Origin of the sequence: uncultured Adlercreutzia sp. (assembly GCA_910585575.1) — a bacterium.
GTDB lineage: Bacteria > Actinomycetota > Coriobacteriia > Coriobacteriales > Eggerthellaceae > Adlercreutzia.
In genome coordinates, this window is the sequence record CAJUFS010000035.1 from 2,175 (window position 1) to 25,386 (window position 23,212).

Here is a 23,212-nt window from a genome sequence, read left to right on the forward strand (position 1 = left end):
GCGTGCGGCTTGTGCAGCATCTTGCATCCCGTCACGGCGTGAACGAGGCGCTGGTGGTTGTGGCGCCAGGGCGGGTGGAGCTGTACCTTTCCCTGGCTGCGGGAGTAGACGGTTACGAAACGGCGTTGGCTGCTGTGGCGGCACAGCTGGCCCCGGGCGCTTCTTTGGCTGATGCTGGCTACTACGCTGAAGGTGTTGATGCGGTGACGCATTTGCTGGCGGCGGTGGCGTCCCTGGATGAATTTGCGGCCGCTCAGGCCCTGGCGGGAAAGCGGGTTGACAGCGAAGGCGGCGGCGCTCGAGACTTGGGCGCCGCGGGGCATCTTGCGGCTGCCTCTGAGGCGCCCGGCACGGCTTCGGCCCCGGGTGCCGGCATGGCCGCGGCCCTCCGTCGCGCCCAGGGCGAGGCTGAACGGGCAGGTTCGTTGGGGCCGCAGCTGTCCGCGGTACTCGATGCGGCCCGGCGCCTCGAAGGGCGCCTGGGCGAGGCAGGGCGCGCGTCCGATGAGCAGCGGCTCGCCCAAACGGCTGTGGTCTTCGCGGGGCGTGTGTTCGATCACCTGGAGCGCCGTCAGGTTCTTCTGATGGGAGCCAATGGGCTGCTCGAGGGGGTTGCGCGTGCCTTGGCTGCTCAGGGCGTCGGAGGCTTCTCGTTCGTGGGGCCCGACGAGGCTGCCTCGATAGCGCGCGCCCGCGGTGCCCGGGTAGGGTCGCGCGAAGGTGCCGGCGTGTTGGTGGGCGCCGCCGATATCGTTTTGCTGGCGGAGGCTCTGCCGGGCGTTGCCATCGACCGTCGCCTTATGCGCACTGCTTTGCGCGCTCGCCGCGGACGGCCGATGCTTGTGCTCGATCTTTCGCCGTCGGGGACCGATGCGGTGGATCCTCGCATTGCCGACATGGACGGCGTGGTGCTCTATGATGCCCGTGACCTGCAGGCGTTGACGGAGAATGCTTCGGAGGGGCGACAGGCGCCAACGCTTTCAGCTTCCGCGGCTCTCGACGAGGCGGTTCGGAGCTTCACGGCAAGTTACGACTTCGGGTAGCTTTCTCTGCAGTTTGACCTGAGGAATTGGCCGACCTCCCTCTTGCCACGCACCTGTGTTCCCCCAAGCTTACTTTTACGCCCGGGGACTTACCCCCTTCGGGCGATTCCTGACCCAGAGGGTTTCCTTAAGCTGGTAGCACGCTGTCGAAACCGACGGCGCGGCCGAGAGGAGACCCTATGATCGTATCGTGGATGACCACGAACCAATGCAACCTGAAATGCGTCCATTGCTACCAGGATGCCGAGGAAGCTACCGAGCGCGAGCTTTCCACCGATGAGGCGAAGAAGATGATCGATGAGATTGCCCGGGCGGGTTTCAAGGTGATGATCTTCTCGGGCGGCGAGCCGCTTATGCGCCCCGATATCTACGAGCTGGTGGCCCATGCGGCCTCCCGCGGCCTGCGTCCGGTGTTCGGCACCAACGGCACTCTCATTACGCCCGAGGTTGCCCAGCGTCTGAAGAAGGCCGGCGCCTGCGCCATGGGCATTTCCGTGGACAGCCTCGACCCGCAGAAGCACGACCAGTTCCGCGGTCTGGAGAACGCCCATGCCCTGACCATGGCAGGCATCGAGGCCTGCAAGCAGGCGGGTTTGCCCTTCCAGCTGCACACCACCGTGGTGGACTGGAATCGCGACGAGGTGTGCGCCATCACCGACTTCGCCGAGGAAATCGGCGCCCAGGCCCACTACATCTTCTTCCTCATCCCCGTGGGCCGTGGCGAGTACATCCAGGAGACGAGCTTGGAGGTGCTGGAGAACGAGGCCCTGCTGCGCGACATCATGCGCAAATCGGCCGAGGTGTCCATCGACGTGAAGCCCACCTGCGCTCCGCAGTTCACCCGCGTGGCGAAGCAGCTGGGCGTGGAAACGCGCTTTACCCGCGGTTGCCTGGCGGGGCTGACCTACTGCGTGGTGGGCAGCGAGGGCGTAGTACGCCCCTGTGCCTACATGACTGAGGAGGCGGGCGACGTGCGCGAGACCCCCTTCGACGAAATTTGGCGTGAGAGTCCCGTGTTCAAGACGCTGCGCACCCAGGCCTACAGCGGCGCCTGCGGCACCTGCGACTACAAGGACGGCTGCGGTGGCTGCCGCGCCCGCGCCGCCTACTACCACAACGGCGACATCATGGCCCAGGACGAGTACTGCGCCCATGGTCAGCAGCTTTTGGAAACCGAGGAAGCCTAAGCGCGAAGCGTGCCCGCGCTTCGCGCCAGACGTCAATCGCATCATCGCGCCCCTGGGCCGACGGCCCGTCGGCATTGCGTATGCGTCCTTGCGCGCTGTGCGTGCGCCCCTGAAAATCCCCTGAGAGAGAAGAGACTTTACCTATGAAGAAGATCACCTTCGCCCTGGCGGCGCTGTTGGCCCTGGGCGTGGCGGGTTGCGCCACGTCCCAGGAGCCGGCGAACACCGAGGGGGCCAACCAGCCTGCAGCCGAGCAGGCGGCCACCGCCGGCGCCGAGGACGCTGTCGCCTTCACCGACGATTTGGGCAACGAGGTAACCGTGGCGAATCCTCAGCGCGTGGTGGCCTGCATGGGCAGCTTCGCCAACGCTTGGGAACTGGCCGGGGGTACGCTGGTGGGCGTGTCCGATGATGCCTTGACTGCTGAGGGCTTCGCCATTGAAAGCCCGGACGTGGCCACAGTGGGCGACTTCACCAACGTGAATCTGGAGTCCATCATCGCTTTGGAGCCCGATTTCGTGATCATGACCAGCGGCACCGGTGGCCGCGGCGGCGACTCGAGCCAGGTCGATCTGCGCGAGGCGCTGGTGTCCTCGGGCATTCCCGTGGCTTACTTCGAGGTGACCACCTTCGATGACTATCTGCGCCTCATGCGCACCTTCGCCGACATCACCGGCGACGAGGCGGCCTACGAGCAGAACGCTGCCTCGGTGCAGCAGGCCATCGAGGGTATCAAAAGCCAGGTGTCCGCCGACGAGGCCCCCACGGCCCTGGTCATGACCACCTATTCCGGCGGCACCCGCGTGCAAAGCTCCGGCACTATGACCGGCGCCATGCTTGCTGATCTGGGCGTGCGCAATCTGGCCGACGAGAACCGCAGCCTGCTGAAGGACTTCAGCCTGGAGTCGGTCATCGAGCTGGACCCTGACTTCATCTTCGTCATCCCCATGGGCAACGACGCCGAGGCGGCTACGGCGGCCCTGAACGAGGCCACGGCGGCGAATCCCGCCTGGAATTCGCTGTCGGCGGTGCAGAACGGCCACTATGTCACTTTGGATCCGAAGCTGTTCCTGTCGAAGCCCAACGCGAACTGGGATGAGTCCTATCAGGTGCTGTACGACACGCTCTACGGCCAGAACTAGCGGCGGAACGGGTCGGGCGCTATGGCGAGCAGCAATCAAAAGGTCCTTGCCCGGAAGGGGAGCGGGGGCCAGGGCGTACGGCGGCAGGCAAACAGTGCCCGAGGCACGGGCGGGGAGCGTCCCCGAAACGGCCTCGTGCTGGCGACGGCTGCGGCTATCCTGGTGGCGGTGACGGCGGCCGGGTTCGTCCTGGGCTCCTCGTCGGTGAGCCTGGGCGAGCTGGTTGCCTGGGCCACGGGCGCCCCGCTGTCCGATACGGCTCGCAGTATTCTGGAAAACGTGCGCATGCCGCGTGTTCTGGCGGCGCTTTTGGCCGGGGCGGCCTTGGCCGTGGCGGGTGCCCTGATTCAGGCGGCGCTCGATAACCCGCTGGCCAGTCCGAACGTCATCGGTGTGAACTCCGGGGCCGGTTTGGCAGTGCTGCTGGCCGCCTCGCTGGCTCCGGGTGCCCTGTGGCTGTCGCCCCTGGCCGCCTTCGGAGGCGCGCTCGTTTCGGCCCTGGTGATCTTTCTGCTGTCGCTGGGTCCCGGGGTCTCTCGCCTGACCGTGGTGCTGGCGGGTATTGCCATTACCACGGTATTCGGGGCGGGCATGAACACCATCCTCATTGTGGACCCCGATGCCTATATCGGCTCGTCGAACTTCCTGGTGGGCGGCTTGTCGGGTGTGCTTATGGGAGACCTGGGCTGGCCCGCGGTCTACATTGCCCTGGGCTTGGCAGCCGCCTGTGCGGGGGCAACGAAGCTGAACATCCTGGGTCTGGGGGACGAGGCGGCCCACAGTCTTGGCCTGAACGTGCGGGCCGTGCGCCTGGCCATGCTGGCAGCCGCAGCGGTGCTGGCCGGCGCTGCCGTCAGCTTTGCGGGACTGCTCGGGTTCGTGGGGCTCATTGTGCCCCATATGGTGCGCTTCTTCACCGGCCACGATAATCGCTGGATCATTCCCGTTTCGGCGGTGGTGGGCGCAGCCTTCGTAGTAGGTTGCGACCTATTGGCCCGTGTGCTCTTCGCCCCTTATGAGCTGCCCGTGGGCATTCTCATGGCCTTTTTGGGCGGCCCGTTCTTCATCTACCTGATTTTGCGAAACCGAGGAGGCGGCCTTGACTGAGTCGATGTTGGAATACCGAGGCGTCGACTTTTCCTACCAGCCTGGCGCCCCCTTTATGGAGGGTCTCTCGGCCGTGGTGCCCCAGGGAGTGGTCACCAGCATCATCGGGCCCAACGGCTGCGGTAAATCCACGTTGGTGAAGCTGGCCTCCGGGCTTTTGCGGCCGACGGCGGGGGAGGTACGGTTGGCGGGGTGCTCTACGGCTGGACTTAGTGCTCGGGAGCGCGCCCGCGCCATGGCGGTGCTGTCCCAGATGACGCGGCCCGCGCCCATGACGGTGCAGGCGCTGGTGGAGTGCGGTCGGCATCCCCATCGCGGCTTCGGGGGTCGTTCTACGGCCGAGGATCGACGTCTGGTGGAGGAGGCACTGGCGCTGGCCGGCGTGGCGCACTTTCGCGACCACGACGTGCGGCGGCTGTCCGGGGGCGAACGCCAGCGCGCCTATCTGGCCATGACCCTAGCCCAGGACACGCCGCTCATCGTTCTGGACGAGCCTACCACCTACCTGGACATCAATGCCTGCCACGACCTCATGACTCTCGTGCGCGCTCTCAACCGTAAGCAGGGCAAGACCGTGGCCATAGTCATCCATGACATCGATCTGGCTCTGCGCTATTCCGACTGGCTCGTGGTGATGGAGCGCGGCCGCGTGGCAGCCTGCGGTCCGGTGGCGTCCGTGCTGGACGGCGGTGCCATCCAGCGAGTCTTCTCCCTCGACGTGTATCCCTTCGACCGCCCGGACGTACCGTCCGGTGCCCCTGACGTATCGCCCGACACCCCCGCCGAACGCGCCTATGTTGTCTTTCCGCACACGGAGCCCTCTAATTCCAAGCCATTCTGCCAAAGGGCGGCGAATTGATGCACACAAAGGCGCTTTGCGTCTCCTATAACCCTGTGGCCGCTTCCAATAGCATAGCCTCTTGCGCGTAGGTTACGATTCTTCTACAATGCCTCTCGTGAATTCTGTTTCAGGGCGAGGTGAAAATCCTCACTGGCGGTAAGCGCGGCGGCTTCGGCCCCCGTAAGCCCGCGACCCTGGGCGCTGCGGCGCCCAGGCTGATTCGGTGAAAATCCGAGGCCAACGGTTACAGTCCGGATGGAAGAGGCAGAGATTCGCGCCTGGCGGCCCCGCGGCCGCAACCCCGCAACGGGGCGCGTGCGAACCTACAGAAGCCTGTATGAAAAAGAGTTCATACGGGCTTCTTTTGTTATGGCGAGGCAAAAGGGGCGCCGGTTCGCACCAACCTCGCCGAAAGAGGTGATCCCCATGGCTCAAAGTCCCGTCAACCATCCCGCCGGTGCGGTGAAGGCGCCGAAGGCCCCCACGGCCCAGGCCACCATCGAGAACACCAACGTGTGGTCCACTCGCACGCTGGTGACCATTGCGCTGCTGTGCGCTATCTCGGTGCTGCTGTCCTTCGTGGAGTTCCCGCTGCTGCCCGGCGTGGCTTGGCTGTCCTACGACGCCTCCCTCATGCCCGCCGCCGTCTGCGGCTTCGCCTTCGGTCCGGCGGCTGGTCTGGCCTGCGGCATCATCAGCGTGGTGGCCCACGGCATTCTGTTCGCCGACTTCACCGGCGCCGTTATGAACCTGCTGGTGGTCATCGGGTTCATTCTGCCCTCGGCCCTTATCTACAAGCGCGTGCACACGCTGAAGGGCGCCATTGCCGGCCTGGCTCTGGGCATTGTGTTCGCCGTGGCCATGGCCGTGCTGGGCAACTTGGTGGTGACGCCGGCGTGGCTCGGCGTGCCGCTCGACGCCGTGGTGGCCATGATTGTGCCCATTCTCATTCCCTTCAACCTGCTGAAGGGCCTGCTGAACTCCATCCTGACCCTCATTGTGTACAAGGCTATCTCCAATCTCATCACCCCGAAGAAAAGCCAAGTGAAAGGCAAGTAAGTGGCCGACACCTTTGTCGATTTCCGTGACGCGGGCTTTACCTACGACGGTGAGTCCTTCGTCTTCCAGCACCTGAACCTGACGGTGCCCCAGGGGCAGTTCCTCTGCCTTTTGGGCGGCAACGGCTCGGGGAAGTCCACCCTGGCCAAGCACATCAACGCCCTGCTCACGCCCGACGAGGGCGAGGTGCTGGTCTTCTCGTGCGACACGCGCGACCCGGAGAGCACCTATTTCATCCGCTCGAACGCGGGCCTGGTGTTCCAGAATCCCGATGACCAGTTGGTGGCCAGCCTCATCGAGAACGACGTAGCCTTCGGTCCCGAGAACCTGGGCGTGCCCCTGCCCGAGCTGCGCGATCGCGTGACCCAGGCACTCAAGGAGGTGGGCCTGCAGGGCTTCGAGTTGCACGAGACCAATGCGCTTTCCGGCGGTCAGAAGCAGCGCGTGGCCATTGCCGGCGTGCTGGCCATGGATCCGGCCATCCTGATTCTGGACGAGGCCACGGCCATGCTCGACCCGCGCGGACGGGCCGGCCTTTTGCGCGTGGTTCGCGAGCTGCACGAGAGCGGCATGACTGTGGTGATGATCACGCACTACATGGAAGAGGCCGCCCTGGCCGATCGCGTCGTGGTGCTCGACCATGGCGCGGTGCGTCTGGATGGCACGCCCCAAGAGGTGCTCACTCGCGCTCACGAGCTGCGCGAGCTGTCACTGGAAGTGCCCTTCGCCTGCCGTCTTTCCCTGGAATTGCAGGCCCGCGGGGTACCCGTGGCCACCTGTATCACCGACGACGCCCTGAAGGAGGAGCTATGCGCCTTGCGTTCGAAGATGTGAGCTATAGCTACGTGGACCCCTCCTCGCGCACGCGCAAGAAGCGCCGCGGCAAGAAGGACGAGAAAAAGGCCGACTGGGGCAACGCCCCCGATGCGCTGTGGGCCCTCCGCCATGTGAGCTTTACCGTGGAGCCCGGCGAGTTTCTGGGCATTGCGGGCCATACCGGCAGCGGCAAGTCCACCCTTATTCAGCATATGAACGGGCTCGTGCATCCCACCGAGGGCCGCGTGCTGGCCGACGGGGAAGACCTGGCCGACAAGGCCGTGGCCCATCGGGTGCGCCAGTCGGTGGGCCTGGTGTTCCAGTATCCCGAGAACCAGCTGTTCGCCAACACGGTGTTCGACGACGTGGCCTTCGGGCCGCGCAACATGAAGCTGCCCGAGGACGAAGTGGAGCGCCGCGTGCGCCACGGCTTGGAGTTGGTGGGACTGGACGCGGATAAGCTGGGAGAGCGCAGCCCCTTCGACCTGTCCGGCGGTCAACAGCGCCGCGTGGCCTTCGCCGGCGTGCTGGCCATGGAGCCCAGCGTGCTGGTGCTCGACGAGCCCGTGGCCGGCCTAGACCCGCTGTCTCGCGCCGACTTTCTGCAGCTCATTGCCGACTTGCACGCCGGCGGCCTGACGGTGGTCATGGTGTCCCACTCCATGGAGGACTTGGCCGCCCTGTCCGATCGCATCCTGGTGCTGTCCGAGGGCGAAGTGTTCGCTCTGGGCACCCCGGCCGAGGTGTTCGCCGACGCCCCGGCGCTGAAGGCCATCGGCCTCGGCGCGCCGGCGCCCCAGGCCTTCGCCAGCCTGCTGCGCGAGGTGGGCTTCGCTTTGCCGCGGGCGCTGTACAGCGAGACGACGCTTGCTGACGATCTGGCCGCCCAGCTGGGCGGGGCTCCGGCGGCAGCTGAGGGTGCGGGCGTTGCGCCGCCGGCGGACGCCGCGGAGGCCGACCATGGGTGATCGCGCCATCATCGGCCAGTACTGGCCGGAAGATTCCCTGGTCCACGCCATGGACCCCCGCGTGAAGTTCCTCCTGTCCATCGTGCTCATGGTGGCGGTGTTCTGTGCAGCCACGCCCTTGGCGCTGGCGGTAGCGGCCCTGTTCATTGTGGGATTCTACGCCGCGGCGCGCATTCCGCTGCTGCGAGCGGTAGGCGCCATCGGCCCGCTGCTTATCTTGGTGGTGTTCACGGCGTTGCTGAACGTGCTGTTTGTCCAGGGCGGCGAGATCTACTTCCAGTGGGGCATCATCTGCATCAGCGAGAAGGGCCTGCAATCGGCCGTGTTCGTCGGCTGCCGCCTGTTCCTGCTGCTGCTGGGCATGAGCCTGCTGACGCTGACCACCACCACGCTGGACATCACCGCGGCCTTCGAGCGGCTGCTGATGCCCTTGGCGAAGCTGGGCGTGCCGGCCCACGAGCTGGGCATGATCCTCGGCATCGCGCTGCGATTCCTGCCCCAGTTCATGACCGAACTGGGCATTATCTACCGTGCCCAGATCAGCCGCGGAGCCCATTTCAATGTCAATCCCTTCAAAGGGGGAGTGCAAACCCTCACGGCCCTCATGATCCCGCTGTTCACCAGCGCTTTCCGCCACGCCGAAACCCTGAGCCTGGCCATGGAAGCCCGCTGCTACCACGGCGGCAACGGCCGTACCCGTCTCGACCCCCTGCATATGACCTGGCGCGACGCCGTCGGCACCGGAGCCTTAGCGCTGATGCTCGTCGCCGTCATAGCCACGAACTTCATCGTACTTTAGAAAGGACTCAGAATGAACGGCATCGAAACCATCGTAGACTATCTCACCAGCGTCCCCGCCTGGTACCTGGCCACCGTGGAGGAAACGCCCGAGGGGGCAAAGCCGCACGTTCGCCCCTTCAGCTTCGCCGCCATCCAAGACGGCGAGATCCAGTTCTGCACCGCCACCACCAAGGACGTCTACCGCGAGATGCAGGGCAACCCGCAGGTGGAGCTGACGGCTTGGAAGCCCGGCAGCGGCTGGGTCATCCTGCGCGGTAAGGCGAACCTGGAGGACCGCGCCAACGCCCAGGTGCGCCAGGAAGGCTTCGAGCACATGGTGGGCTTGGGTGAGGTCTGGGAAAGTGCCGACGACGAGCGCCTCACCTTCTTCACCATCGACGATGCCGAAGCCTGGATCTGCGACATCGACGGCAGCTGGAATCCCGTAGCCCTGTAGCAGCAAAATAAGCGTAGCGCGGGAGGGCGCCGGGGCCGTCGGCAGGGCTCTCTGAACACTGCCTTTCATGCGACCAAAGGTCGCACCATTAATACATGAAGGAGCGAAGCGCCCGAGGCCGAAGGCCGAGCCAGCGGAGCGGGTGCCCAGACGACGGCCCCGGCGCCCTCCCGCGCGGCCAGGTTGGTAACCACTTGTCAAGAATTGACAGCGAGGGGAGCGGTCCGAGCGAAGTAGGGTACAATCCTCTCCATGATTGAATTACTTAACACCATAGACTCGTTCGTGTGGGGCCCGGTCATGATTGCCTTTCTGCTGGGCACCCACATCTACCTGACCTTCCGCACCGGCTTCATCCAGCGCAAGCTGCCGAAGGCCATCCGCATGTCCATCAAAAGCGACGCGGACGGCAAGGGTGATATCTCCAGCTTCGGTGCCCTGGCCACGGCGCTGGCGGCTACTATCGGCACCGGCTCCATCGTGGGCGTGGCCACAGCCATTCTGGCCGGCGGCCCCGGTGCGGTGTTCTGGATGTGGATTGCAGGCATCTTCGGCATTGCTACCAAGTACGTGGAAACCTACGCGGCAGTGAAGTACCGCGTGCGCGACAAGTCCGGCGCCATGATGGGCGGTGCCATGTTCGTGTGGAAGCGCGCCTTCGCCCGCAAGGACGGCTCGGTGCCCTGGTGGGCCACGCTGGGCGCCGTGGCCTTCGCGGGCTTCGCTGTTGTCGCTACCATAGGCACGGGATCTGCGGTGCAGGCGGCGGCTATCTCCGGCATTGTCACGTCCTCCATTCCCGTTGTCCCCGCTTGGGTGGTGGCCCTCGTCATCGTGGCCGCGGTAGCAGCCGTCATCTTTGGCGGCGTGCGCTCTATTGCGCGGGTGTGCGAGTGGCTCGTGCCCATTATGGCGGGTGCCTACGCCCTGGGCTGCGTGGTCATTATCATCATGAACGGCACGGTGCTGGGCGATGCCCTGGGTCTTATCGTGGAATGCGCCTTTACTCCTAAGGCTGCCTTTGGTGGTGCTGTGGGGTCGGGCCTGATGATGGCGCTGCAGTACGGCTGCGCCCGCGGTCTGTTCTCCAACGAGTCGGGTTTGGGTACGGCTCCCATTGTGGCGGCGGCGGCCAAGACGCGTAACCCGGCCGAGCAGGCGCTTATCTCCATGACCGGCGCCTTCTGGTCCACCGTGGTCATCTGCGCGCTGACGGGCATTGTGCTCGTGTCCACCATGATCATGAACCCGGACATCCAAGAGCAAATCCTTGCTAATCCCTCCATCTTTACCGGGGCGGCCCTGGCCTCGGCGGCCTTTGCGGAAATCCCGTACCTGGGCACGCCCATTTTGGTGCTGGGCATGTGCTCGTTCGCCTACTCCACCATCCTGGGCTGGAGCTACTACGGCAACCGCTGCGTGGCCTACCTGTTCGGCTCCAAGGGCATCAAGCCCTATCAGATCGTGTACGTGGCCGTGGCGTTTTTGGGCGCTATCGGCGTGGGCGATGTGGTGTGGACCATCTCGGATATCGGCAACGCCCTTATGGCCATTCCGAACATCATCGCCATCTTGCTGCTGTCGGGCATGATTGCCCGCGAAACGAAGCATTTCGTCTACGAGGACCATCTTGACGAAGTGGCCGACGAGCCCGTGCCGCTGACGAAGGGGCCGCAGTTCTAGGGCGCCTGCCCGCCGCGCCGAGCCCGTTCACTGGTATTTCTCCCATTGTTAACAAAAGCGCTCATCTTCTCTGCCTATAATGCGGATACTTTAGTGCGTTAAAGTGCTCCCAGCGGCGCAGCCGGTATCGGGGGACGCTGCGGCGCCAAGCTGCAAGCCTCATGGGAGAGGAGAACCGCTTTGGATATGCTGGTCGATATCATCAACAGCATCGACGGCTTTGTGTGGGGCCCGCCGATGCTCATCCTGCTTCTGGGATCGCATTTGTATCTGACCTTCCGCACCGGCTTCATTCAGCGCAAGCTGCCCACGGCCATCAAGCTGTCGGTGACGAAGGACCCCGACGCCCCCGGCGACATCAGCCAGTTCGGCGCCTTGTGCACGGCGCTGTCCGCCACTATCGGTACGGGCAACATCGTCGGCGTGGGCACCGCCATTATCGCCGGCGGCCCGGGCGCGGTGTTCTGGATGTGGATTACCGGCGTGTTCGGCATTGCCACCAAGTACTCCGAGACCTTCGCCGCGGTGAAGTACCGCGTGAAGGATCACAACGGCAACATGCTCGGCGGCGCCATGTACGCCTGGAAGCGCGCCTTCAACGACAAGAACGGTCATACCCCCTGGTGGGCGCTGCTCGGTGCCGGCGCCTTCGCCCTGTTCGCCGCTGTGGCTTCCTTCGGCATTGGCTCGGCAGTGCAGTCCTCTGCCATGACCGAGGTCATCTCCACCAACCTGCCCGGCGTGCCCGCTTGGGGTATCGGCCTGGCCATTGTCATCATGGTGTCTGTGGTTATCTTCGGCGGCGTGAAAGTTATCTCCAGTGTGTGCGAGAAGCTGGTGCCGTTCATGGCCCTGGCCTACATCTGGGGCTGCGTGGTTATCCTGGGCATGAACTGGGAGCTGATCTGGCCGGCCTTTTGCCTCATTGTCGAGAGCGCCTTCACCGCGAAGGCCGCTTTCGGCGGTGCCCTGGGCTCGGGTCTCATGCTGGCCCTGCAGTTCGGCTGCGCTCGCGGCCTGTTCTCCAATGAGTCCGGCCTGGGCTCGGCGCCCATCGTGGCCTCGGCGGCCGCTACGCGCAATCCGGCCCGTCAGGCTCTGGTGTCCATGACCGGCACCTTCTGGGATACGGTGATCATCTGCCTGCTCACGGGTTTGGTGCTGGTGTCCACCATGCTGGGGAACGCTGATCTGCAGGCCCAGATCATGGCCGGCAACATTTCCGCCGGCGCGGCTCTGTCCAGCGCGGCGTTTGCCAGCATTCCCTACATCGGCACGCCCATTCTGGTGCTGGGCATGATCCTGTTCGCCTACTCCACCATCCTGGGTTGGAGCTACTACGGCAACCGCTGCGTCACCTACCTGTTCGGCAAGCGCGCCATTCGTCCTTACCAGGTGCTCTACGTGGTGGTGGCCTTCCTGGGCGCCATCGGCGTGGGCGAAGTGGTGTGGACGGTGTCCGACATCACCAACGCCCTGATGGCCATTCCCAACATCATCATGGTGCTGGCGCTTTCGGGCCTCATTGCCCGCGAGACGCGCCATTACGTCTACGAAGGCCATCTTGACGAGCGCGACGAGACCCCCATTCCGCAGCTGGAAAACAAGTAATCGGTTCCGAGCGGCCTGGCGGCCGTTCGGACGTGCCGACGCTGCGGGTCCGACAGGCACCTGGCCTTGCACTTCAGGGCTTTCCCTCACAGCCGAAGGCTGCTCGGCCGCCCTTCAGCACAATTCCAGGCCCCTGTCGCAGCCTCGCTGGCTTCCTTGGGCGAACCTGGGAGTTTAGGGTTTATGGAAGCGACCTTCTTCGGAGGGTCGCTTTTCTTTTATACTGGGGGCATGAAAACCATTGCAATCATAGGCGGCGGCGCGGCGGGCCTGACGGCGGCTATTGCGGCAGCTGAGGCGGCCCGCGAGGCGACGGGGGCTCAGGGTGCAGCACCTGTGTCCGTCACGGTGTACGAGGCGTCCGACCGCGTGGGCCGCTCCATTCTGGCCACGGGCAACGGCCGCTGCAACTTCTCCAACGCGGTTATCGAGCCGGCGCTTTACCGCAACGGCGCCTACGTGGCGGCGGCGCTGGAAGCGCTGGAGGCACAGAGGCCGTCCCCGGGGACGGCTCTGGAAGCGCTGCCGGCAACGGGGGACTGCGAGGACGCTCGACTGGGGGGAGTGTGCGAGGTGCTGCCTTCGGCGGCGGCGTTTCCCGGTGGTCCCAATGCGGTGCTTGCGTTCTTCGCCGAAAGCGGCCTGGTGTGGCGCGAAGAAGGGGAGGGGCGCCTGTATCCCTTGGCCAACAAGGCCACTTCGGTGCTCGACTGCCTGCGGGCGCGCCTTGAAGCTGCGGGAGTGTGTCTGGCGTGCGACAGTGCTGTGGACGCGGTAGAGGCCCCTGGCGAGCGCTGCGCGCGGTTCACGCTTCGCTTGGCTGACGGGCGCTTTGAGCGGGCCGATGCCGTGGTAGTGGCGGTGGGCGGCCGCGTGGTCCCGCGTCTTTTGCCCGTGGGCCTTCCTTTCGTAAAGACGGCTCCCACGCTGGGGCCCTTGGCCGTGAAGTCTCCCTACCCGCGGCAGCTGGACAATATTCGCGTGCGCGGTGCCCTGGAGCTGTGGCGGGGCACGTCGCTGGTGGCGCGGGAGCGCGGCGAAGTGATGTTTCGCAAGTACGGCGTCTCGGGTATTGCGGCGTTCAACCTGAGCCGTCTGGCCCAACCGGGGGACGAGCTGGCGATCGATTTTCTGCCCGCGGTGGATGCCTCGGAGGCTCCGGCGTTTCTTGAGAAGCGAGCCCGGGCGCTGAGCGCGGTGCTGGATCACCCCGCCACCTGGGACGATGTTCTGCGCGGCATGGTGCTGGCCCCGGTGGCCGAGGTACTGCTGAAAGCGGCTTTGGTGCGGGGCGAAAGTGCTGTCGGTGCGGCGGCGCTCTCGGTCGCCGCAAAGGCTTCGGAAAACGAGGAAGCGCCCTCGCCCTCGGCGTCCTACGATGTGGCGGCCGTAGCGACCGTGCTCAAGGGGCTGCGGCTGCCCGTGACGGGCATCGGCGATGAACGCCAGTGCCAGGTGCATCGCGGCGGCGTGGCCGTGGAGGCGCTGGATGCGGCTACGGGCCAGGTACGCGCGGTGCCCGGGCTGTTCGTAGCAGGCGAGGCGGCCGACGTGGACGCCCCCTGCGGCGGTTTCAACCTGCACTGGGCCTGGGCCTCGGGGCTCTTGGCCGGGCGCGGAGCGGCTGCGGCTGCGATAGGAGCGCACTTATGATTCAGGCGTCCAACATCCCCGTGTCCCTCGATGCGCTTCTGCCTGAGAACGAGACGCTCTTTCGCCGTGAGGTGGCCCGTGCCCTCGGGGTGGCCGCCGGCCAGATGGAAAGCGTGCGGCTGCTGAAGCGCTCCATTGACGCGCGCAAGAAGACGAACGTCCACGGGGTGGTGACCGTGGCGGTTGCCTTGGTCAAAGGTGCAACGCTGACGCCCCGCAAGGGCGTGACGGTAAAGCCCTACGAGCCGACGGCCCCGCTGACGGTTCCCCAGGTGGAAGCGCCCGCGTTGCGCCCCGTGGTAGTGGGCATGGGCCCCGCCGGGCTGTTCTGCGCGCTGTATCTGGCTCGTGCTGGCTTGCGGCCCCTGGTGGTCGAGCGCGGCGCCGATGTGGATGCCCGCACGCGGGCGGTGGATGCCTTCGCTGAGGGCGGCCCCCTCGACGCCGTTACCAACATCCAGTTCGGCGAAGGGGGTGCGGGTACGTTCTCCGACGGCAAGTTGGGTACGGGCATCAAGAGCCCCCATATCCGCCACGTGCTGGAGGCCTTCGTGGAGGCGGGAGCGCCCGAAGATATCCTGGTTGATGCGAAGCCCCATATCGGCACCGACTTGCTGGTAGGGGTAGTGCGCCACCTGCGCGAGGCCATTCAAGAAGCCGGCGGCGAGGTGCGCTTCCTCACGCGCCTGATAGACGTGGAGGTAGAGGACGGCGCTGTGGTCGGTGCGGTGCTCAAAGACGAGCGCACGGGGGCTACCGAAACCGTGGCCACCAACCGCATAGTGCTGGCCTGCGGGCATTCCGCCCGCGACACCTTCCAGCTGGTGCAAGAGGTGGGCGTGGCGCTCGAGCGCAAGCCCTTCGCCGTGGGCGTGCGCATCGAGCATCCCCAGGCGCTCATCAATCGGGCCCAGTATGGGCCGTCCGCTGCGCATCCGGCCTTGGGCGCGGCCGACTACAAGCTGGCGGTGAAGACCCATGATGGGCGCGGGGTCTACACCTTCTGCATGTGTCCCGGCGGGGAAGTGGTGGCCGCGGCCAGCGAGGCTGGCGGCGTATGCGTGAACGGCATGAGCCGCCATGCGCGCGCGGGCAAGAACGCGAACAGCGCCCTGTTGGTGGAAGTGCGTCCCGACGATCTGCCCGGGAGCGACCCCTTGGAGGGCGTGGCCTTCCAGCGCCAGTGGGAGCATGCCGCATTCGACCTGGGCGGTTTCAGCTATTTGGCCCCAGCCCAGACGGTGGGGGAGTTCCGCGCCGGCAAAGCGGGCGCGGCCAGCACGGAGGTGGAGCCCACCTATCCGCGGGGCGTGGTCTGGGCCGACCTGCACCAGTGCCTGCCGCCGTTTGTGACCGACGCCCTGGAGGAGGCCTTTCCGCTGCTCGATCGCAAGCTGGCCGGCTTCGCTCATCCCCAGGCGGTGATGACGGGTGTCGAGGCCCGCAGCTCGAGCCCCGTGCGCCTGGTGCGCGACGAGAGGTTTCAGACGAACATCGCCGGGCTCTACCCCTGCGGCGAGGGCGGCGGCTATGCCGGTGGCATCACCAGCGCCGCGGTGGACGGCCTGCGCGTGGCCGAGGCCATCGTGGGGGAGTGCCAGAAGGGGGAGGCGCGATGAGGCGGCTTTCCTTGGCCGAGGCGGAGGACTGCCTGAGCCGCGGCGAGGCCGTGGTGCTGCCGACGGACACGGTGTACGGCGTGGGGGTGGCCGTTGAGGCGGCCCCCGGTCCCCAGCGGTTGTTCGAGGCCAAGCATCGCCCCGCCGACAAACCGGTGGCGTGGCTCGTGGCCAGCCCCGACGATCTTGAGCGCTACGGCGCGGCCGTGCCCGGCTATGCCCGACGGCTGGCCGAGGCCTTCTGGCCCGGTGCGCTCACCTTGGTGGTGCGCGCCTCGGCGGCGGTGCCCCGTGCTTTCCAATCGCAAGCGGGCACCATCGGCCTGCGCATGCCCGCTTCCCCCGAGGCCTTGGCGCTTATTCGGGCGGCCCGGTGTCCCTTGGCCGTCACCTCGGCCAACCCCTCGGGGGCCCCGGCGCCGGTGCGCTTCGAAGACCTCGACCCCGTTCTGGTGGAAGCCACGGCGGGGGTGTTCGTGCCAGAGCCTGCGGACAAGGCGCAACGGAGTGAGGGGATGTCGCCCGGGAGGCTCGTCGGGATGCCCGCGGCCCCCGCAGCCCACGATTGCACGACAGACGGCGCGGGATCGCCCGAGGCCGCTTCCACGGTGCTAGACTGCACCGCAGACGCTCCGCGTCTCTTGCGCGCCGGGGCTCTTTCGTTTGACTCGGTGAAAGGAGCACTCCTATGACAGAGGCGCAGGAAACGGTGGGACGGACGGAATTCGAGTTTCCCTCCGCCGACGGCGCAAGCACGGTCCACGGCGTGCTCTGGGTGCCGCTGGCCATGGAGCGCTTGGAGGGCAGCCCCGACCAGCTGGGCCTGTTCCGCCCGCGCGGCGTGGTGCAGCTGGTGCACGGTATGGCCGAGCATATCAGCCGCTATGATGACTTCGCCCGCTTTCTAGCCTCCCAGGGGTTCCTCGTGGGCGGCCACGACCATATCGGCCACGGCTCGACGGCGCCCGATGCTGCCGGGCGCGGCGTGGTGGATGCCGACACCGGTGCCCAGGCCATGATCGAGGACGTGCAGCAGATGCGCCTCATGCTTACCCAGCAGGTGGTGCCGGGCACGCCCTATTTCCTGTTCGGCCATTCCATGGGCTCGCTCGTGGTGCGCAGCTACCTGCCCCAGTACGGCGAGGGACTTACGGGCGCCATCATCTGTGGCACGGCCAACGAGCCCACGGTGGTGTCGGCGGCCGGCAACCAGCTGGCGCGCCTCATTGCCCGCGTGCGTGGCAACGATTACAAAAGCGAGCTGCTGCACAGCCTGGCCGACGGCGCCTACAGTCGTGCCATCAAGGATGCCCGCACGCCCTTCGACTGGCTCTCCCGCGATCCGAAGGTGGCCGATGAGTTCATGGCCGACGAGACCACGGGCTTCATGTTCGGCGCCGGCGCCTACGCGGCTCTGACCGAGCTGGCCCACCGCGCCGCCAGCCCGAAGACCCTGGCCGCCACCCCGCACGCCCTGCCGTTGCTCTACATAGCTGGCGAGGCCGATCCCGTAGGGAAGTGCGGCAAGGGCGTCGCCAAAGCCGCCGAGGCCATGGAGCAGGCAGGAGCCGAGGACGTCACCCTCAAGCTCTATCCCGCCATGCGCCACGAAATCCTCAACGAATACGGCAAAGAAGACGTCTACCGCTACATCCTCGACTGGATCGAGGCGCGTGCATGAAGAAGTACGTAATCGCTCTCGATCAAGGCACCACCTCATCGCGCGCCATGCTCATCGACCGTGCCGGCAGGGCCGTCGGTTCGGTGCAGCGCCCCTTCCCGCAGCTGTACCCGCAACCGGGCTGGGTAGAGCACGACCCGCACGACATCCTCTCCTCGCAGCTGGGCGCGCTCACCGAGCTGCTGCTCACCTACAGCATCAGCCCCGAGGACATCGACGCCATCGGCATTACCAACCAGCGCGAGACCACCGTGGTGTGGGACCGCGCCACCGGCGAGCCCATCTGCAACGCCATCGTGTGGCAGTGCCGGCGCACCGCGCCCATGATCGAGGCGCTGACCGCCGATCCGTTGGTGGCGGAGGAGATCACGGCGCGTACGGGCCTTATCCCCGACGCCTACTTTTCGGCCAGCAAGATCGCCTGGATTTTGGGCGAGGTGCCCGGCGCGCGCGAGCGGGCCGAGCGCGGCGAGCTGGCCTTCGGCACCGTGGACAGCTGGCTCATCTGGAAGCTCACCTACGGAGCGGTGCACGCCACCGATGTGACGAACGCCAGCCGTACCATGCTCTTCAATATTCACGAGGGCTGCTGGGACCCGTACCTGCTGGAACTCTTCGGCATTCCTGAGTCGCTCCTGCCCGAGGTGCGGCCCTCGGCCGGCTGCTTCGGCATCACGGCGAATCCCGGACTTGTCCAGGGCATTCCCATTGCCGGGGTGGCGGGCGACCAGCAGGCGGCCTTGTTCGGCCAGTGCTGCTTCGATCCGGGCCAAGCGAAGAACACCTACGGTACCGGCTGCTTCCTGCTCATGAACACCGGGCACGAGGCCTGCCGTACGCGCAATGGCCTCATCACCACGGTGGCGGCGTCGGCCCCCGGTACCCAGGGGCTCGAGTATGCCCTGGAGGGCAGTGTCTTCGTGGCCGGCGCTCTTATCCAGTGGCTCCGCGACGAGCTGGGCATTATCGAGAACGTGACCGAGACCGACGCCATCGCCCGCAGCGTGCCCAGCACCGACGGCGTCTATGTGGTGCCGGCCTTCACGGGCCTGGGAGCGCCCTACTGGGACGCCGAGGCCCGCGGGGCTATCCTGGGGCTCACCCGCGGCACGGGTCGCGCCCATATTGTGCGGGCGTCCCTGGAGGCCCTGGCCTACCAGGTGTGCGATTTGGTGCACGCCATGAACGAGGACTCCTCGGTGCCGCTGACCACGCTCAATGTGGACGGGGGAGCGGCCACCAACAACTTCCTCATGCAGTTCCAAGCCGACATGCTGGGTTGTCCACTGCGCCGCCCCGCTAATGCCGAGACCACCGCTTTGGGCGCGGCGTTCCTGGCTGGCCTGGCCACGGGCTTCTGGCCCGACGTGCAGGCCCTGCGCGCGCTGCGGGAAGGGGAGGAGCGCTTCCTGCCCACCTTCGACGAGGCCCAGCGGGCGCGTCGCATCGACGGATGGCACGAGGCCGTCGCCCGCGTGCGCAGTTAGTGCATCTTGGAGAAACCTCGCCCGCGGGGCCGCGCGCTGCACCTACAATGGGCGAGACGAAAACTTCGCGAGAAGGAGCACCCATGCGCATCAGCATCGGAAGCGATCACGCCGGCTTCGAGCAGAAGCAGGTCCTGGTTGATTACTTGGCGGGGAAGGGCTACGACGTCATCGACCGCGGCCCCGATTCCGACGACCGCGTCGACTACCCCGATTTCGCCGTTCCCGTGGCCCAGGACGTGGCCGACGGCGACGTCGACTACGGCGTGCTCGTGTGCGGCACGGGCATTGGCATGGCCATGGCCGCCGACAAGGTGCCCGGCATCCGCGCCGCCAACATCATCACCCCCGAGTTCGCCGCCCTGTGCCGCGAGCACAACGACGCCAACGTCATCACCCTGTCCGGTCGCTTCGTGGCTCTTGAGGACAATGAGCGCATCCTGGACACGTTCCTATCCACGGATTTCGGCGGAGGCCGCCACGCCGGCCGCGTGCAGAAAATCATGGAGCTTGATTAGTTCCGTCGGCCCTGACGGGACCGACGGGAACGTCGACGCTGCGGCTCCGACAGGCACCTGGCCTTGCCCCTTGTTTTGGGCTCGGCGCGGCGCGAAGGCCGCTTGGCCCAAAGGCGGGGCAATTCCAGGCACCTGTCGAACCCTCGCTGACTTCCTTGGGCGAATCTGTGAGAAATAGTAATTGATAGATTGGAGAAATATGGCTCTTGAGTTTCTAGCAGCGGAAGATCCGCAGGTAACTGAGTGCTTGCGTGAAGAATTGGCGCGTCAGCGCGGCTCGGTGGAGCTTATCGCGTCCGAGAACTTCACCTCGCGGGCGGTCATGGAGGCCGTGGGCAGCGTGCTTACCAACAAGTACGCCGAGGGCTATCCCGGCAAGCGCTACTACGGCGGCTGCGAGAAAGTGGACATGGTGGAGGATCTGGCCCGCGACCGCGCCTGCCAGCTCTACGGGGCGAAGTGCGCCAACGTGCAGCCCCACTCTGGCGCCAGCGCGAACTTCGGCGCGTATCTCTCCATCATCGAGCCCGGTGACACGGTGCTCGGCATGAGCCTCGATCACGGCGGCCACCTGACCCACGGCAGCCCCGTGAACTTCTCCGGCCTGCTCTACAACATCGTTTCCTATGGTGTGGATCCGGAAACCGAGACTATCGATTACGACGCGTTAGAGCGCCTGGCCAAGGAAGTGCGCCCGAAGGTTATCGTGGGCGGCGCCAGCGCCTACCCGCGCTTCATCGACTTCGAGCGCATGGGGGCTATCGCCCGCGAGGTGGGCGCCTACCTCTTGATCGACATGGCCCACATCGCCGGCCTGGTGGCTGCCGACCTGCATCCCAACCCGGTGCCCCATGCCGATATTGTCACGTCCACCAGCCATAAGACCCTGCGCGGCCCGCGCGGCGGCTTCATCCTTACCAACAACGAGGAGCTGGGCGCGAAGATCAACAAGGCCATCTTCCCCGGCGCCCAGGGCGGTCCGCTCATGCACGTCATCGCCGGCAAGGCCGTGGCCTTCGGCGAGGCCCTGAAGCCCGACTACCGCACCTACATGGAGGCCGTGGTGGAGAACGCCCGCACCCTGGGTCAGGGCATGACCGACGGCGGCCTGCGCCTGGTGTCCGGTGGTACCGACAACCACCTGTGCCTGGTGGATCTCACGGCCTCGGACATCACTGGCAAGGACGCCGAGAAGCTGTTGGAGTCCGTGGGCCTGACGGTGAACAAGAACTCCATCCCCAACGAGCAGCGCTCGCCCTTCGTCACCAGCGGTATCCGCGTCGGCTCCGCGGCCGCCACCACCCGCGGCTTCACCGCCGAGGACTTCTACGAGGTGGGTCAGCTCATCGCCACCACGGTCTTCAACGCCGACAACGAGGCCAAGCTGGCCGACGTCCGCAAGAAGGTAGACGCCATGCTGGAAGCCCACCCCTTGTACCCCGGCCTGGAATACTAGTAGAATCGCAGCAAGGGAAGAGCGTTCGGAAAGGAAAGCTATGAACAACGACCGAGTAGTCGTCCTCGACCATCCTATCGTGCAGCATAAGCTGTCGATTCTGCGCGACAAGCACACCCCCTCGAACGAGTTCCGCGACATCGTCAGCGAGCTGTCGCTGTTCGAAACCTACGAGGCCACGCGCGACCTGCCGCTCACGAACGTCTTCATCCACACGCCCATCGCGCCCTTCGATGCCAAGCAGATCACTGGCCGTAAGGTGGCCTTCGTGCCCATCCTGCGCGCGGGCCTCGGCATGGTGGACGGCGCCCTGGAGGTCATCCCCACGGCTCGCGTGGGCCATCTGGGCATGCAGCGCAACGAGGAAACCCACGAGCCGGAAAGCTACTACGACAAGCTGCCCCGCGACATTGCCAGCCGTCGCGTCTACGTGCTCGATCCCATGCTGGCCACGGGCGGCTCTGCCGCCGCGGCCATCGAGTACCTGCGCGAAGCCGGCGTCACGGGCACCATCCGTTTCCTGTGTATCGTAGCGGCCCCCGAGGGCATCGAGCGCCTGCTGGCCGCCGACGACGACCTCATCATCTACGCCTGCGCCGTGGACGAGGGCCTCAACGAGAACGCCTACATCGTCCCCGGCCTCGGCGACGCCGGCGACCGGATCTTTGGAACGGAGTAATTCGTTCTTGTTTCTTGTTCGTAAGAGCAGCGGCGCTCGGCCGGGACCCCCGCAGGGCACCGTCTGAACACCAAAAAGAAAAAGCGACCGAAGGTCGCCCAGTAAATGCATGAAGGAGCGCAGCGCACGAGGCCGCAGGCCGAGCAGCGGAGCGGCGCGTGCCCGGAGCGGGGTTGCGGCCGAGCGCCGCGGACAGCAAGAGCAGACAGGCAAGCAAGAGCAAGCGCAAGCGAAGCGAGCGCGAGCAATCAGAATGCAGCAACGTGGGGCAATCGAAGCCAAAGAAAGGCAGGGAGAAAAGGTGACGAATCCGGACAACCGTCCCAGTTGGGACGAGTACTTCATGAAGATGGCCAACGACGTGGCCACCCGCACCACCTGCCTGCGCCGCGGGGTAGGGGCCGTTATCGTGAAGGACCGCCGCATTCTGGCCACGGGCTACAACGGCGTACCCACGGGCTTGGCCCATTGCTCGGAGACAGGGTGTCTGCGCGAGCAGCTGGGGGTGCCCAGCGGCCAGCGCCACGAGATCTGCCGCGGGCTGCACGCCGAGCAGAACGCCATCATCCAAGCGGCCCGCTACGGCATCAACATCGCCGGGGCCACCATCTACGTGAACACCCAGCCCTGCGTTGTGTGCGCGAAGATGCTCATCAACGCTGGCATCACTGAGATCGTCTACCAGAACCCGTACCCCGACGAGCTCTCCCAAGAGCTTCTGGCCGAATCCGACATCCTCGTGCGCGAGTTCGTCCCCGACGAAGTAGCCTAAGGCACCAGCCTTCCTCGACCCTTGCGCCCCCTGCGCCCAGTTCACGGCCGCAGGGGGCGTATTTCGTGCACATGCACAAATTTCCCCTGATCAACCCTGGGGCCGACCGCCCGACCTTTTCACCGCTCACCAATAAAAAGAGGGTCTCACTAACCTTTTGTGACCGAGCCGTTATCATACGTAGCGGTTTAATTGGGTTTACAGCGCGATAAGCGCCCGACCGAAAGTAGGGTATGGTACTGGCAATCGCACTCGGTATCCTGGCTGGCATAGCGGGCTTCGCCCCGCTCGTGTTCGGTTTGCACCGGGTGAAGCACATGACGGATTCGGGCAACCTCGGGCATATGGGAATGCTCATGCTCTGCCTTATCGTCTCGTTCGTCCTCATGTTCGCCTTCGCCATCATCTGCATCTCGGTCAATCGCGATGCCGCGCTGCCCTTTGTCCTGTCGGAGGCCGGGGCGCTGTCGGTCACTGCCATTGTGTTCGGCGTGACGCGGCTCGCTCGGAAAAGCTAGGAAAGGTTGATACGTGGACGCTCTTGAAATGCTCTCTGAAGAGGTACCTCATCTTCAGGCATCCTTCGATCCCACCGTGGTTTTCGGCGGAGTCACCCAGTACATCCTGTGGATGGTCATCTGCTGGATCATCAC

22 protein-coding genes and 1 riboswitch are annotated in these 23,212 nt (G+C 65.7%); all 22 genes read left to right on the forward strand.

Going from position 1 to position 23,212, the window contains the following annotated elements:
- Nucleotides 1-11: 11 nt before the first annotated feature.
- The 22 genes from QZ307_RS06210 to QZ307_RS06315 all read left to right on the forward strand — a co-directional run bounded on the left by QZ307_RS06210 (nt 12) and on the right by QZ307_RS06315 (nt 23,077).
- Nucleotides 12-1,043 (forward strand): hypothetical protein, encoded by a 1,032-nt coding sequence (locus QZ307_RS06210; RefSeq protein ID WP_295997351.1) that lies wholly within the window; start codon nt 12-14, stop codon nt 1,041-1,043.
- 179 nt (nt 1,044-1,222) lie between these two features.
- Complete coding sequence (gene nirJ2, locus QZ307_RS06215) at nt 1,223-2,230, forward strand: putative heme d1 biosynthesis radical SAM protein NirJ2 (RefSeq protein ID WP_295997353.1); 1,008 nt, start codon at nt 1,223-1,225, stop codon at nt 2,228-2,230.
- 143 nt (nt 2,231-2,373) lie between these two features.
- Nucleotides 2,374-3,372, forward strand: coding sequence for an ABC transporter substrate-binding protein (locus tag QZ307_RS06220; protein WP_295997355.1), 999 nt, complete (start codon nt 2,374-2,376; stop codon nt 3,370-3,372).
- 135 nt (nt 3,373-3,507) lie between these two features.
- Complete coding sequence (locus QZ307_RS06225; protein ID WP_295997357.1) at nt 3,508-4,479, forward strand: iron ABC transporter permease; 972 nt, start codon at nt 3,508-3,510, stop codon at nt 4,477-4,479.
- Nucleotides 4,472-5,338: an ABC transporter ATP-binding protein gene (locus QZ307_RS06230; protein WP_295997358.1), complete on the forward strand. Its 867-nt coding sequence runs from the start codon at nt 4,472-4,474 to the stop codon at nt 5,336-5,338. The genes QZ307_RS06225 and QZ307_RS06230 overlap by 8 nt, the downstream gene beginning before the upstream one ends.
- Before the next feature lie 101 nt (nt 5,339-5,439).
- A riboswitch (FMN riboswitch) is annotated at nt 5,440-5,591 on the forward strand.
- A 155-nt stretch (nt 5,592-5,746) separates the two neighbouring features.
- Nucleotides 5,747-6,379 carry an ECF transporter S component gene (locus tag QZ307_RS06235; protein ID WP_295997361.1) on the forward strand — a complete coding sequence of 211 codons (633 nt, stop codon included), beginning with the start codon at nt 5,747-5,749 and terminating at the stop codon, nt 6,377-6,379.
- Nucleotides 6,380-7,213, forward strand: coding sequence for an energy-coupling factor transporter ATPase (locus tag QZ307_RS06240; RefSeq protein WP_295997363.1), 834 nt, complete (start codon nt 6,380-6,382; stop codon nt 7,211-7,213).
- Complete coding sequence (locus tag QZ307_RS06245; protein ID WP_295997367.1) at nt 7,189-8,163, forward strand: energy-coupling factor transporter ATPase; 975 nt, start codon at nt 7,189-7,191, stop codon at nt 8,161-8,163. The genes QZ307_RS06240 and QZ307_RS06245 overlap by 25 nt, the downstream gene beginning before the upstream one ends.
- Nucleotides 8,156-8,962, forward strand: a complete 807-nt coding sequence (locus QZ307_RS06250) for an energy-coupling factor transporter transmembrane protein EcfT (protein ID WP_295997370.1) — start codon at nt 8,156-8,158, stop codon at nt 8,960-8,962. The genes QZ307_RS06245 and QZ307_RS06250 overlap by 8 nt, the downstream gene beginning before the upstream one ends.
- A 12-nt stretch (nt 8,963-8,974) precedes the next feature.
- The gene (locus QZ307_RS06255) at nt 8,975-9,400 is read left to right on the forward strand and encodes a pyridoxamine 5'-phosphate oxidase family protein (RefSeq protein WP_295997372.1); all 426 of its coding nucleotides are present in this window, start codon (nt 8,975-8,977) and stop codon (nt 9,398-9,400) included.
- 252 nt (nt 9,401-9,652) lie between these two features.
- The gene (locus QZ307_RS06260; RefSeq protein ID WP_295997376.1) at nt 9,653-11,083 is read left to right on the forward strand and encodes a sodium:alanine symporter family protein; all 1,431 of its coding nucleotides are present in this window, start codon (nt 9,653-9,655) and stop codon (nt 11,081-11,083) included.
- A 180-nt stretch (nt 11,084-11,263) separates the two neighbouring features.
- Nucleotides 11,264-12,694 (forward strand): sodium:alanine symporter family protein, encoded by a 1,431-nt coding sequence (locus tag QZ307_RS06265; RefSeq protein ID WP_295997378.1) that lies wholly within the window; start codon nt 11,264-11,266, stop codon nt 12,692-12,694.
- Between the two features lie 231 nt (nt 12,695-12,925).
- Nucleotides 12,926-14,347: an FAD-dependent oxidoreductase gene (locus QZ307_RS06270; RefSeq protein WP_295997381.1), complete on the forward strand. Its 1,422-nt coding sequence runs from the start codon at nt 12,926-12,928 to the stop codon at nt 14,345-14,347.
- Nucleotides 14,344-15,966: an FAD-dependent protein gene (locus tag QZ307_RS06275; protein ID WP_295997383.1), complete on the forward strand. Its 1,623-nt coding sequence runs from the start codon at nt 14,344-14,346 to the stop codon at nt 15,964-15,966. Before QZ307_RS06270 ends, QZ307_RS06275 begins: the two co-directional genes overlap by 4 nt.
- Nucleotides 15,963-16,658 (forward strand): L-threonylcarbamoyladenylate synthase, encoded by a 696-nt coding sequence (locus QZ307_RS06280; RefSeq protein ID WP_295997385.1) that lies wholly within the window; start codon nt 15,963-15,965, stop codon nt 16,656-16,658. Before QZ307_RS06275 ends, QZ307_RS06280 begins: the two co-directional genes overlap by 4 nt.
- Nucleotides 16,655-17,647 (forward strand): alpha/beta hydrolase, encoded by a 993-nt coding sequence (locus QZ307_RS06285; protein ID WP_295997388.1) that lies wholly within the window; start codon nt 16,655-16,657, stop codon nt 17,645-17,647. The genes QZ307_RS06280 and QZ307_RS06285 overlap by 4 nt, the downstream gene beginning before the upstream one ends.
- The gene (gene glpK, locus QZ307_RS06290; protein WP_295997391.1) at nt 17,644-19,134 is read left to right on the forward strand and encodes a glycerol kinase GlpK; all 1,491 of its coding nucleotides are present in this window, start codon (nt 17,644-17,646) and stop codon (nt 19,132-19,134) included. The genes QZ307_RS06285 and glpK overlap by 4 nt, the downstream gene beginning before the upstream one ends.
- 83 nt (nt 19,135-19,217) lie before the next feature.
- Entirely contained in the window at nt 19,218-19,652 is a 435-nt protein-coding gene (gene rpiB, locus QZ307_RS06295; protein ID WP_295997392.1) for a ribose 5-phosphate isomerase B, read from the forward strand.
- Nucleotides 19,653-19,851: 199 nt separating this feature from the next.
- Nucleotides 19,852-21,108, forward strand: a complete 1,257-nt coding sequence (glyA, locus tag QZ307_RS06300) for a serine hydroxymethyltransferase (RefSeq protein WP_295997394.1) — start codon at nt 19,852-19,854, stop codon at nt 21,106-21,108.
- Nucleotides 21,109-21,148: 40 nt separating this feature from the next.
- Nucleotides 21,149-21,787: a uracil phosphoribosyltransferase gene (gene upp / locus QZ307_RS06305; RefSeq protein ID WP_295997396.1), complete on the forward strand. Its 639-nt coding sequence runs from the start codon at nt 21,149-21,151 to the stop codon at nt 21,785-21,787.
- 301 nt (nt 21,788-22,088) lie between these two features.
- A complete protein-coding gene (locus tag QZ307_RS06310; protein WP_295997398.1) occupies nt 22,089-22,559 on the forward strand; it encodes a cytidine/deoxycytidylate deaminase family protein in 471 nt (156 codons plus the stop codon).
- 233 nt (nt 22,560-22,792) lie between these two features.
- Nucleotides 22,793-23,077: a hypothetical protein gene (locus tag QZ307_RS06315; RefSeq protein ID WP_295997401.1), complete on the forward strand. Its 285-nt coding sequence runs from the start codon at nt 22,793-22,795 to the stop codon at nt 23,075-23,077.
- Nucleotides 23,078-23,212: the final 135 nt, after the last annotated feature.

Coding starts and splice junctions, on each gene's coding strand:
- nirJ2 (WP_295997353.1), top strand. CDS start 1,223: ATGATCGTATCGTGGATGACCACGAACCAATGCAACCTGAAATGCGTC.
- QZ307_RS06220 (WP_295997355.1), top strand. CDS start 2,374: ATGAAGAAGATCACCTTCGCCCTGGCGGCGCTGTTGGCCCTGGGCGTG.
- QZ307_RS06235 (WP_295997361.1), top strand. CDS start 5,747: ATGGCTCAAAGTCCCGTCAACCATCCCGCCGGTGCGGTGAAGGCGCCG.
- QZ307_RS06245 (WP_295997367.1), top strand. CDS start 7,189: ATGCGCCTTGCGTTCGAAGATGTGAGCTATAGCTACGTGGACCCCTCC.
- QZ307_RS06250 (WP_295997370.1), top strand. CDS start 8,156: ATGGGTGATCGCGCCATCATCGGCCAGTACTGGCCGGAAGATTCCCTG.
- QZ307_RS06255 (WP_295997372.1), top strand. CDS start 8,975: ATGAACGGCATCGAAACCATCGTAGACTATCTCACCAGCGTCCCCGCC.
- QZ307_RS06260 (WP_295997376.1), top strand. CDS start 9,653: ATGATTGAATTACTTAACACCATAGACTCGTTCGTGTGGGGCCCGGTC.
- QZ307_RS06270 (WP_295997381.1), top strand. CDS start 12,926: ATGAAAACCATTGCAATCATAGGCGGCGGCGCGGCGGGCCTGACGGCG.
- QZ307_RS06275 (WP_295997383.1), top strand. CDS start 14,344: ATGATTCAGGCGTCCAACATCCCCGTGTCCCTCGATGCGCTTCTGCCT.
- QZ307_RS06280 (WP_295997385.1), top strand. CDS start 15,963: ATGAGGCGGCTTTCCTTGGCCGAGGCGGAGGACTGCCTGAGCCGCGGC.
- QZ307_RS06285 (WP_295997388.1), top strand. CDS start 16,655: ATGACAGAGGCGCAGGAAACGGTGGGACGGACGGAATTCGAGTTTCCC.
- glpK (WP_295997391.1), top strand. CDS start 17,644: ATGAAGAAGTACGTAATCGCTCTCGATCAAGGCACCACCTCATCGCGC.
- rpiB (WP_295997392.1), top strand. CDS start 19,218: ATGCGCATCAGCATCGGAAGCGATCACGCCGGCTTCGAGCAGAAGCAG.
- glyA (WP_295997394.1), top strand. CDS start 19,852: ATGGCTCTTGAGTTTCTAGCAGCGGAAGATCCGCAGGTAACTGAGTGC.
- upp (WP_295997396.1), top strand. CDS start 21,149: ATGAACAACGACCGAGTAGTCGTCCTCGACCATCCTATCGTGCAGCAT.
- QZ307_RS06315 (WP_295997401.1), top strand. CDS start 22,793: ATGGTACTGGCAATCGCACTCGGTATCCTGGCTGGCATAGCGGGCTTC.